This is a genomic window from uncultured Ellagibacter sp., from assembly GCF_934643285.1.
Lineage (GTDB): Bacteria > Actinomycetota > Coriobacteriia > Coriobacteriales > Eggerthellaceae > Ellagibacter.
The window spans coordinates 1-11,148 of record NZ_CAKUBT010000014.1; the positions used below are offsets into that span (position 1 = coordinate 1).

The following is an 11,148-nucleotide window of genomic DNA, read 5'->3' on the forward strand; positions in this document are numbered from 1 at the left end:
GATGTTGCCCTCGGCGAGGGACTTACGGAAACGATCGAGGATTTCCGCGCGGGACAGTTCAAGCATGGTGTTCTCCTTCTTTTCGAGTACTACCCTTTTCTTGCCGAACATATGCGTTCACGGCGCGTCCGCGAGTTAGAACGGACGACGCCGATGAAGCCTAGGGGAAGGCGCCGCCCGCCCGCAGCGGGCCCGATGAGGACGGGGCGGCTGCGACCTGGCGCGGCGCGGCGCTAGGGGGAAGGCAGAAGCGCGTCGACCCTGCCTTCCCGGTCGTGTTATTTCTCCATGAGGTCGATGAGCTTCTGGGCTGCGGCGATCGCGAACTCGTCGTCGTTTACGTGCGCGTCCATCTCGATGATCTCGGCCTTCGCGGGGTCGATCTCGTCCTTGAGCGTCTTGAAGAGCGCCGCGTCCTCTTCGGGGCCGTAGAACGGCTGGCCCTCGGCGTCGATCATCGACACGCCCTTGAGCGGCAGCATGACCGCGCACGGGCCGATCGACATGTTCACCTTGGAGGCGATGGCGTGGCCGATCTTCTCGTTCTCCTCCACCGTGGTGCGCATGAGCGTGACCGTGGGGTTGTGCTTGTACAGGTTTCGGGACTGGTACTGCTCGGGAACGGTTTCCCACGGCCCGAAGTTCACCATGTCGTCGGCACCGACCGACACGACGGCCGGCACGCCGTTCAAGGCAGCCGCGCTGCAGCGATCGGGGCCTGCGGTGAGCACGCCGCCTGCGACCTCGTCGCACCACTCGGTGGTGGTCAGGTCGAGCACGCCCTTGATGAACCCGCCGTTGACCAGCGCCTCCATGCATTTTCCGCCCGTGCCCGTCGCGTGGAAGACGAGCACCTCGAAGCCCTTCGACTCCAGATAGGCCTGCGCCTTCTGCACAGCGGGGGTGGTCACGCCGAACATGGTCGCGGCGACGAGGGGCTTATTGTCCTCGTGCTTGGGGGCGATGTGCTCGAGCATGCCCGCCATAGCGGCGACGGCGTTGTTGAAAATGGTCGCCGAGAAGGAGTTGATGCCCGCCACGTCGACGATCGAGGGGAACATGGCGATGTCCGACGCGCCGATGTAGGGGGACGTGTCGCCGGACGCCATGGTGGACACCATGACCTTGGGCACGCCGATGGGGAGCTTGCGCATGCCGGCGGTCGCGATGGTGGTGCCGCCCGAGCCGCCCATGGAGAACACGCCGTCGAAGCGGCCGTTCGCGTACAGCGTTGGCAGAAGCTTCTCGACGCCACGCGTCATGGTCTCGGTGGCGAAAGCGCGGTCCTTCTTCTCCACGATGGTCGACATCTCGATGTCGACCGCCGCCGCGACTTCCGTGTTGGGAACGTCGGGCATGGTTTGCGGGTCGAAGACGCCGCAGTGGATGGTGAGGGTGTTGACGCCCAGCTCCTCGAAGCGGGCTTTCACATAGGCGAATTCCTCGCCTTTCGTGTCGAACGTGCCGATGATAGCGACTGTTTTCACACAGGCCTCCTGACGTAGGGTTTCGACTCGCTGCCCAGTTTAGTTCGCCCGCTATAATTTCGAGGCCGCGTTCGCAACTCGCCATAGCATCACGACAATTCCGCGAAAGGTATTTGTTATACGGCGGATAGCATAAAAGGCTTGTGCTATGCTAACGAGAACCCGACAACCGAGACCCATCCCAAGATTCGCAAGGAGCCACGATGAGCAGCGCGCCCCCTCTCGCATGGGCGCATGACCTGGGCCTTGTCGAGGGTTACAACGATCCCGACAGGGGTAAGCTCCTCTGCCCGGGCGAGGACGTCGAGCGCCAGCGCGCGGCCACCGTCCTCGCGCGCGCCTTCACCATGGGAGTCCTGAAGTAGCGCGGTGCCGTATAATGCACGTAAACGATTTTGCCTGAGGGAGGTGCGACATGCTCTATCAGCTGATGAACAAGAACACCGTCGTCGCGACGTACAAAGAAGAGAAAAGGATCGACGACTTCCGCTATACAGAGGTCGAACGCATTGACCCTTATCTCCCCTATGGGTTCATCGACATCAACGACTGGATCGACGGGCGAGCCATCGCCAAGCACCGAACCTCGATCGAGAAGCTCATGCGCGAGCTCGGCCTTACCACCCGCCATGACTTCATCGGCATGATACGCTGCCTGTCGCTGACCGACACCTTCTGGATGAAGCGCGAAGACGAAGCTTTGACCTGGGATGACGTATCGCTCTATCGCAATCCCTTCGATGACGTCATCGCGCGCATCGCCTTCGACGGCACCGGCATGTACGGGCGGCAGAACTCCCCCACCTCCCCGGAGTTCGCGACGTCGGGTTCGTTTGCGAAATGCTGGATTCGCCAAAACGGGCAGATCTCACTTTTGAAGCGCGGTTCCACCGGTTATGCGAACGCGGGGTTCGAACCGTATTCCGAGAAGCTCGCATCCGACCTGCTCGACGCTGCAAAAATCGACCACGTTCCCTATTCGCTGCTTCGATTCCACAAAAAGCTCGCCTGCAAATGCCCCCTGTTCACATCGGAACGCGAGGGGTTCGTCTCCGCTCACCGCTTTTTCGAGGGTCCTTTCGATGTCGACGACATGCTCGCCTTCGCCGCCGAGCACGACGCTGAAGAGGCCTTCCGCGAAATGGTCGTGATGGATGCGGTCATGGCGAACATCGATCGGCACGCAGGGAATTACGGCTTTTTGGTCAACAACGCGACGGGCGAGATCCTTCGCATGGCGCCGCTGTTCGACCATAACATGGCATGCCTACCCATGATGATGGAGATGGACGACTTCGACGAGTACATCCGCCTCATCGGGCCGAAGATCGGCACCGACTTCATCGCCATCGGACGCGCCCTCATGACGCCCGGCATCCGCGCAAAGCTTGTCGACTTGAAAGACTTCGAATACGAAGACCCAGGCTTTGATTACCCCAAATGGAAGCTCGATGCCGTGAACAAGTTGAAAAACGTCCAGATCGAAGCACTGCTGGCGTAAGGGTCGAAGGCGTCCCCATGTCGGGGTCGAAAGCTCCCTGAAAGCAGGAAAGGCGCCCCGCATTGCGCGGGACGCCTTTCCATTTTCGTTGCAACTACCTGGCAAAACGTGATTCGAGAGCCGCGCAGCGCTCCTCTATCACGCGCCCCATCAGCTCGCACTCCGAATCCTTGCACCCGTTTCGCTTGGTAAACGCGCGCCAATGGCGAACCGATGCAAGCGTTTCCCCCACAATTTGTGCCTTTGCCTCAGCTGACAGTCCGCAGATCTCGCCAAACGAATCCAAGCCCTCGACCTCGTTTTTTCCCGCTTCCCCAAAGATGGAAGTGGCACGAACCCGCGCGGCAGCGGGGTTGATGTTGACGTCGAAAACAGGAGCTAACACCCATCCGCCCTCCTTGCGAATGAGGCCCAGGTTTCGAAGATGGTCGTCGGTGTTATGCAATGCCACGGAAAGAACGACCCTTCGAAAGAGTTCCGCCAACTCGCGATTTGGGTTTGACGTCCAAACCGTCAAGGCGTCGGCAACGGTCGCATAATCACAATGTTCGCCATCATGCGCACCGATCAGACTCATCGCGCTCAAATACGGAATCCTCTCGCCCTTCTCAAGGGAACCTGATCGATCGAAGCGCTCAAGGAGCAGCACCGAATCGCTTCCGATTCTCACAAGCTTCGAGGAAGGAACCGCCATACCCGCGTCGCCCGCAATGTCAAGCGCCGTTTTCTCCCACGCCATCACATCCCACTCATCTCCTGGATGGGAGAATTTCGCAAGGAGAAGTTTCCCTTCGTCGACAACGGAAGCCTTCGGACGAGCACCGCCCAAAGAGCCAGAGCCAGCATCAAGAAGCTCTTTTATCTGCCCGCTTCTTTCGTTACCTCGAGCTATTTCGTTCGAGGCAAATAGGAGCCGCTTGAGCTCGATAATCGGAGGAACCTCGTTGCTCTCAGACAACCGGTCGTCAGAATCAGAAACGGAATAACGAAGGGACCCTTGACGAGTGGAATCGAAAACGCCCAGCAGATAATCAACTTCGTCAATCGCACGAAGCGTCGCACCCGCCGCCTGGGCCTCGGCAATCGCCCTTCTGTCAATCAGGTGCCTTCCCCAGCGATCGGGAGAAGAGTCGCGCATCGCGCCAGGCATTCCCTCACAGTGATAAAAAGTGGAACGCAGCGGCAAAGCGGGGTCGATTGCATAAGCGTCTGCTCTCTTGAGGTAGGCATCGCTATAGGCAAAAGAGCAGCTTATCCTTCCACGACGCAAACTGAACCGACACGTTCCGACGTGAACTTCGGCAGATTCCCCAGCAAGACTCGTAAAGACATCGACAATAGGAACCATCAGGATCTCCTTACCCGTTGCGGGAGTGCCTGATCAGCGCGGATGCGACCATAGTCAGTCTCGTAAGGGTCCGTTGCCTCCACTACAGCATCGAGAGAAGACAACGCACGACACACGTTGAGAAACGTTTCGAAGCTCACTTTCGGGTCCCCGTTTTCGAGGCGGGAAATGGTGGCGCGCGACACCGCCGCTTTGTCCGCAAGTTGCTGAGACGTCAGATTATACAATTTGCGCCATGTTGCAAGGTTTTCCCCGATCTGCTTTGCAGCAAGTTTCACCGTTGGCGACGAAGGGCGCTTCATAGTAGTCCTTATTGTATATGTTACGTTACATTATTTATGTTAGTGTAGCACATTTATAGCATTAATAAAGGCGTCCCGCATTATGCGGGGCGCCTTTCCTGCAAGGTGATTCAGCGGTGCAATCGAGGTTACAGCCCCAGATCGACCGCCACTTCAGCTGCGCACTTGAGCGCGTCGGCCATCGAGCTCACCACGAGCGAGCTGCCGTTGCGCGCATCGCCCGCGACATACACTGCGGCACGACCCGCCGCAGCAGCGCCTTCGGCGAGCTCAGCGCGATGCGTCGCCGCAGCCGCGCCGGTCGCGCCGCCTTCCATCACGGGAAGGGGACGGCCCGTCGTCGCCACGGGAACGCCGAACGCATCGAACACGCCGCGCTCGGGACCCGCGAAACCGCAGGCCACAAGCACCAGCTGCGCGTCGATTTCCCGCTCAGAGCCCTCGACCGCAGAAGGCTTGCCCGCCGACCAATCGAGCGAATGGACTTGAAGCCCGCGCACGTGCCCGTCGCTATCCAGGAGCACACGCTGCGTGTCAGCGCACCATTCACGCAGGTCATCGCCCTGAAGCGCAATAGCCTCCTCCTGGCCGTAATCGGTCTTTTTCACGTTGGGCCACTCCGGCCACGCGTTGGAGGCCGCACGCGCTTCGGGCGCGCAGGGGCCGTATTCCAGCTGGCGCACCGTGCGCGCACCCTGGCGCACCGCCGTGCCCATGCAGTCGTTGCCCGTGTCGCCGCCGCCGATGACGACGACGTCTTTGCCCTCGGCGCTGATAGCAGGCTCGCGGCCCTCGAGCAGCGCGCGCGTCTGCTCGGTGAGATAGTCGACTGCGTAGACCACGTCGCCCGAGGCGAGGCCTTCCTCGAAGCCTTCGGCGCGAACACCGCGTGCCGCACACGCGCCCGCCGCCACGACGACCGCGTCGAATTCCTCGGCAAGCCCCGCGGCCACCGCGGAATCGGCCGCGTCGGTGTTCAGGCGAAACTCGATGCCAAGCTCTGCCATGAGCTCGGTACGGCGCGCGACCACCGACTTTTCGAGCTTCATGTTGGGGATACCGTACATGAGAAGGCCGCCCGCACGGTCGTGGCGCTCGACCACCGTGACGCGGGCGCCGCGGCGCGCGAGATCCCAAGCGGCGACCAAACCCGCAGGTCCCGAACCGATTACGGCGACCTTCGGGGCATCCGCGGCAGCAGGCGCGAACCTGCGCGGCCCGCCGTGTTCCCATTGCCAATCGGAGATGGCACGCTCATTGTCGTGGATCGTCACGGGCTCGTCGTTGCGGCCTAAGTTGCACGCCGCCTCGCACAGCGCCGGGCACACGCGGCTCGTGAACTCGGGCATGGGGCTCGTGAGCGACAGACGCGCCGCCGCCGCGCCCCACTGGCCGCGCCACACGAGGTCGTTCCACTCGGGAATCAGGTTGTGAAGCGGGCATCCCGAGGGGCGCGCCTTCCCAAACGAGGCCCCGAACTGGCAAAACGCTACGCCACATGCCATGCAGCGGCTCGCCTGCACCCTCTGCTCACCCTCGGGAAGGTTCACACCCAACTCGTTGAAATCCTGCGTGCGCTCCGCAACGGGACGCAGGTCATGAGCATGACGACCATGCTCCAAAAACGCTCCTGGCTTGCCCATCGCTTACTTCCCTTCCGTCATGGCGTCGAACGCAATCTGCAACGCCTCTTCATGCGACTTCCCCGATGCCTCGGCGGCCTCGACCGCGTTGATCACGCGCTCGTAATCGCGGGGAATCACCTTCACGAACAGCTTCTTCAATGTGTTGAACTGGTAGAGCAGCTTGATGCCGCGCGGCGACTGCGTGCGCTCGGCGTGCTCCTCGATCAGGCTGCGGATGAGCTCGATCTCGTCCTCGGAGGGCTCGCACAGGCGCACCATGTCGAGGTTGCAGTTGTCCGCGAGCGTGCCGAACTTGTCGTACACGTACGCCACACCGCCCGACATGCCCGCCGCGAAGTTCGGCCCGACCTCGCCCAAGATGAGCGCGATGCCGCCGGTCATGTACTCGCAGCCGTGGTTGCCCACGCCCTCGACGACCACCGTGGCGCCCGAGTTGCGCACGGCGAAGCGTTGGCCGGAAAGGCCGTTCACAAAGCCTTTTCCGCTGGTCGCGCCATAGAACGCCACATTACCCACGACCACGTTCTCGTCGAACTTGTAGGTCGCCGCCTCAGGCGGACGCACCGTCAGGACGCCACCCGAAAGCCCCTTGCCAAAGTAGTCGTTCGCATCGCCTTCGATGTTCAGTGTGATGCCGCGCGGCAGGAAGGCGCCGAAGCTCTGGCCGCCCGAGCCGTCGCAGTCCACCGTGATCGAGCCCTCGGGAAGCCCCTCGGGGTGCTGGCGCGTCACTTGGCTGCCGAGCATCGTGCCCACGCAGCGGTTCACGTTGGCGATGTCGGCGCGGAAGCGGATGGAGCGCAGATGCTCGCGCGCGTCGGCCGTGTAGGGGATGAACAGCGTCGCGTCGAGCGCGCGGTCGAGCTGGCAGTCGGGCGCCATCGAGGGGAGGAAGTGCTTGCCCTCGGCGCCAGGGATGGCCTGGCCGAACTCGTTGGTTACCGTCGCGAGCATGTCGGAGAGGTCCATCTCGTTCGCCTTCCAGTTGCCCGGCACCTCAACCTGGCGCAGGTACTCGGGATGGCCGACCATCTCGTCGACCGTGTGGAAGCCGAGCTGCGCCATGATCTCACGCATCTCCTCGGCGACGAACATCATGAAGTTCACGACGTACTCGGGCTTGCCGGCAAAGCAGCTGCGCAGCTTGCAGTTCTGCGTCGCGACGCCGACGGGGCAGGTGTCCTGCTGGCAGTCGCGCTGCATCATGCAGCCCATGGCGACGAGCGGCATGGTGGCAAAGCCAAACTCCTCGGCGCCGAGCAGTGCGGCCATGACCACGTCGCGCCCGCACATGAGCTTGCCGTCGGTTTCCACCACGACACGGCTGCGCAGGCCGTTGCGCAGAAGCGTCTGCTGCGTTTCGGCGAGACCGATCTCGAACGGAATGCCCGCATGGTAAATCGAGTCGCGCGGGGCCGCACCCGTGCCGCCGTTGTGGCCGGAGATGGTGATCTTGTCGGCGCCGCCCTTGGCAACGCCCGTGGCGATGGTGCCCACGCCCGCGAGCGCGCACAATTTCACCGATACGCGCGCGCCGGGATTGGCGTTCTTCAGGTCGAAGATGAGCTCGGCCAAGTCCTCGATCGAGTAGATGTCATGGTGCGGCGGCGGGGAAATGAGCCCCACACCTGGGGTGGAGCGGCGCACCTCGGCGATCCAGGGGTACACCTTCTTGCCGGGCAGATGCCCGCCTTCGCCCGGCTTTGCGCCCTGCGCCATCTTGATCTGGATCTCAATGGCGGAAGAGAGGTAGCGGCTCGTCACGCCGAAGCGGCCCGACGCCACCTGCTTGATGGCGCTGCACTTGCTGTCACCGTTGGGGAGCGGCGTCTCGCGAGCGGGATCCTCGCCGCCTTCGCCCGTGTTCGACTTGCCGCCAAGGCGGTTCATCGCGATGGCCAGGCATTCATGCGCTTCCTTGGAGATGGAGCCGTAGCTCATGGCACCCGTGTTGAAGCGCTTGACGATCTCGCTTGCGGGCTCGACCTCGTCGATCGGCACCGGGGCGCCCTGCGGCGCGAAGTCGAGCAAGTCGCGCAGCGTGACCGCACGGCCGGGCACATGGCATGCGGCGCTGTATTCCTTGAACATGTCGTAGTCGCTTTCGCGCACCGCACGCTGGAGCAGGTAGATCGTCTGGGGATTGATCAGGTGCTCCTCGCCGTCGATCGGACGCCACGAGGTCACGCCGAGCGAGGGAAGCTGGTCGGGCGCCGGGGTCTTGTCGAGCGCGATCGCCTTGTCGTAGCGCTCATTCAGCTCGCGCTGCACGCCTTCCACACCAAGTCCGCCGATGCGCGTGGAGGTATGGGTGAAGCACTCGTCGACGAACGCGTCATCGAGGCCCAGGATCTCGAAGATCTGCGCGGAATGGTAACCCTGCATCGTGGAGATGCCCATCTTCGACATGATGGACGTGATGCCCGCGGTGACCGCCTTGTCGTAGTTCGCGACAGCGGTGTCGCCGTCCACGTCGAGCTCGCCGCGCTCGCACAGATCGCGGATGCACTCGTGCGCCATATACGGGTAGATGCCCGAAGCGGAATAGCCCACCAAGCAGGCGAAATCGTGCGCGCGCATCGCGTCGCCGGTCTCGACAAGCAGGTCGGCATCGGTGCGCAGACCCACGTTGATCAGGTGGTTGTGCACCGCGGCGAGCGAAAGAAGGCTCGGGATGGGGACTTCCCCCTCACCCGCGCGGTCGGACAGCACGATCAGGTTCGCGCCGCCGCGCACGGCCGCTTCCACGTTCTCGCGCAATGCGGCGAGCGCCCCTTCGAGCGCGCCCTCCTCGGCGCTGCGCGAATAGGTGCAGCTGAAGCGCGCTGTCTTGAACCCGACGCGGTCGATCGAGCACAGACGGTCGAACTCGTCGTGCGTGAGCATCGGGCCCTCGAGGCGCACAAGGCGGCAGGTGTCGCGGCAGTCTTCCAAAAGGTTGCCGTGGTTGCCGACGTAGAGCACCGTCGAGGTGACGAAGCTTTCGCGCAATGCATCGATCGGCGGGTTCGTCACCTGGGCGAACAGCTGGTTGAAATAGTCGAAGAAGCTGCGAGTCTTCTTGGAGAGGCACGCAAGCGGCGCATCAGTTCCCATGGACGCGAGCGGAATCGAGCCCTTGTTCGCCATGGGGCGGATGAGCTCTTGGATGTCGTCGAAGTGGTAGCCCAGCTTGGCCATGCGGCGCGTGAAGGGCACGCCTGCGTCCTCCTCAGCGGCAGGGTCGGCAGGCTCGGGCAGTGGCAGATCGTCGACCGAGAGCATTTCCTCGCCAAGCCAATCGCGGTAGGGCTTCTCGTTCGCGTAGCGGTTGCGAATCTCGTCGTTCCAGATGACGCGCCCCTGGTCAGGGTCGACCTCGAGCATCTCGCCCGGGCCGAGGCACCCCGCCTGCAGGATGTCCTCGGGGTCGACATCGATCGTGCCGACCTCGGAAGACAGGATGAGCCAGTCCTTGCGCGTGACGTAGTAGCGAGCCGGGCGCAGACCGTTGCGGTCGAGCGCGGCACCCAGCATGCGGCCGTCGGTGAACGCGATGGCGGCAGGTCCGTCCCAAGGCTCCATGAGCATGGACTGGTAGGCGTCGTAGGCGCGGCGCTTCTCGTCGATGCGGTCGTTGTTGTCCCACGGCTCGGGGATCATCATGGTGACGGCGCGATCGAGCGGACGGCCGTTCATCGTCAGGAACTCGAGCACGTTGTCCAAGATGGCGGAGTCGGAGCCCTCGCGGTTGATGATCGGCAGGATCTTCTTCAGGTCCTCGCCGAGCACCGGGCTGTAGAGCTTCGGCTCGCGGGCGCGCGTCCAGGAAATGTTGCCGCGCAGCGTGTTGATCTCGCCGTTGTGGATGATGTAGCGGTTCGGATGCGCGCGCTCCCACGACGGCGTCGTGTTCGTGGAGTAGCGCGAATGCACGAGCGCAAGGGAGGTCTCGACCGCCGCGTCGTTCAGGTCGGTGAAGAAGCGGCGCATCTGGGTCGCCACGAGCATGCCCTTGTAGACGATGGTGCGGCTCGACATCGAGCACACGTAGAAGATCTTGTTCGCGAGCGCCGGGTTCGCGTCAGCCGCGCGCTCGATGGTGCGGCGGCACACATAGAGCTTGCGCTCGAAATCTTGGCCTGCGGAAACGTCTTCCGGACGACGCAAAAACGCCTGCAGGATGGTCGGCATGCAGGCCTGCGCGGTACTGCCCAGGTCGTGCGGATCAACCGGCACCTCGCGCCAGAACATCAAGGGCACGCCGCACTTCGCGCAGCCTTCCTCGAAGACGCGCTTCGCGTCGCGAACGCCCGTTGGATCATCGTGCGGGAAGAAGAGCATGGCAACGCCGTAGTCGCCTTCCCCTGGCAAAAGCTGGCCTTCCTTCTGCGCCTCCTTGCGGAAGAAGCGGTGCGGAATCTGGAAGAGCACGCCCGCACCGTCGCCGGTGTTGCGCTCAAGGCCCGTGCCTCCGCGGTGCTCCAGGTTGACCAGCACCGACAGCGCATCGTCCAGCATGGCATGGCTGCGCTCGCCTTTCAGATGCGCCAATGCGCCGATGCCGCACGCGTCGTGCTCGTATGTTTCGCGGTAAAGACCCGCCGCGGGCTGCTTCTCCTCGCAAGCCGCGCATGCCCCTTGCGCAGCTTCATACCGAGGCGCCCCCGCCTGTTCGCTCAGTTGATAGTTCATATGCGATCCTTCGTCTATAGGGCTGCCGTTTTACCAAAATGGCAGTCTATGACGTAGTGTATCGACTCTCAACCGCTTTGTTTCAAGCTGCAACATGGTTATGACAACCTGGAAACAGACTTGAAACAAAGCAACCGCGATGCGGCGGCGGGCGGCAGAAAGCATAGGGGGAAGCAAGATTTCCCGATTT

7 protein-coding genes are annotated in these 11,148 nt (G+C 62.7%); 2 read left to right on the forward strand and 5 right to left on the reverse strand.

Annotated features, from left to right (window positions below):
* Positions 1–278 precede the first annotated feature (278 nt).
* Positions 279–1,487, reverse strand: a complete 1,209-nt coding sequence (locus tag Q0I65_RS07150) for a Tm-1-like ATP-binding domain-containing protein (protein WP_296061701.1) — start codon at positions 1,485–1,487, stop codon at positions 279–281.
* Between the two features lie 203 nt (positions 1,488–1,690).
* Between Q0I65_RS07150 and Q0I65_RS07155 the strand changes: the two genes are divergently transcribed.
* Both Q0I65_RS07155 and Q0I65_RS07160 read left to right on the forward strand, forming a co-directional pair.
* A complete protein-coding gene (locus tag Q0I65_RS07155; RefSeq protein WP_296061703.1) occupies positions 1,691–1,852 on the forward strand; it encodes a hypothetical protein in 162 nt (53 codons plus the stop codon).
* A gap of 50 nt (positions 1,853–1,902) precedes the next feature.
* Complete coding sequence (locus Q0I65_RS07160) at positions 1,903–2,988, forward strand: hypothetical protein (RefSeq protein WP_296061707.1); 1,086 nt, start codon at positions 1,903–1,905, stop codon at positions 2,986–2,988.
* A 94-nt stretch (positions 2,989–3,082) separates the two neighbouring features.
* On the opposite strand, the gene Q0I65_RS07165 is transcribed toward Q0I65_RS07160, so the two are convergent.
* From Q0I65_RS07165 to gltB, 4 genes are all read right to left on the reverse strand, one after another.
* On the reverse strand, positions 3,083–4,336 hold the full coding sequence (locus tag Q0I65_RS07165) for a type II toxin-antitoxin system HipA family toxin (protein ID WP_296061708.1): 1,254 nt from the start codon (positions 4,334–4,336) through the stop codon (positions 3,083–3,085).
* Positions 4,336–4,638 carry a helix-turn-helix transcriptional regulator gene (locus Q0I65_RS07170; RefSeq protein ID WP_296061711.1) on the reverse strand — a complete coding sequence of 101 codons (303 nt, stop codon included), beginning with the start codon at positions 4,636–4,638 and terminating at the stop codon, positions 4,336–4,338. Before Q0I65_RS07170 ends, Q0I65_RS07165 begins: the two co-directional genes overlap by 1 nt.
* Before the next feature lie 128 nt (positions 4,639–4,766).
* Entirely contained in the window at positions 4,767–6,281 is a 1,515-nt protein-coding gene (locus tag Q0I65_RS07175) for a glutamate synthase subunit beta (protein WP_296061713.1), read from the reverse strand.
* 3 nt (positions 6,282–6,284) lie between these two features.
* Positions 6,285–10,958 carry a glutamate synthase large subunit gene (gene gltB / locus Q0I65_RS07180; RefSeq protein ID WP_296061715.1) on the reverse strand — a complete coding sequence of 1,558 codons (4,674 nt, stop codon included), beginning with the start codon at positions 10,956–10,958 and terminating at the stop codon, positions 6,285–6,287.
* Positions 10,959–11,148: the final 190 nt, after the last annotated feature.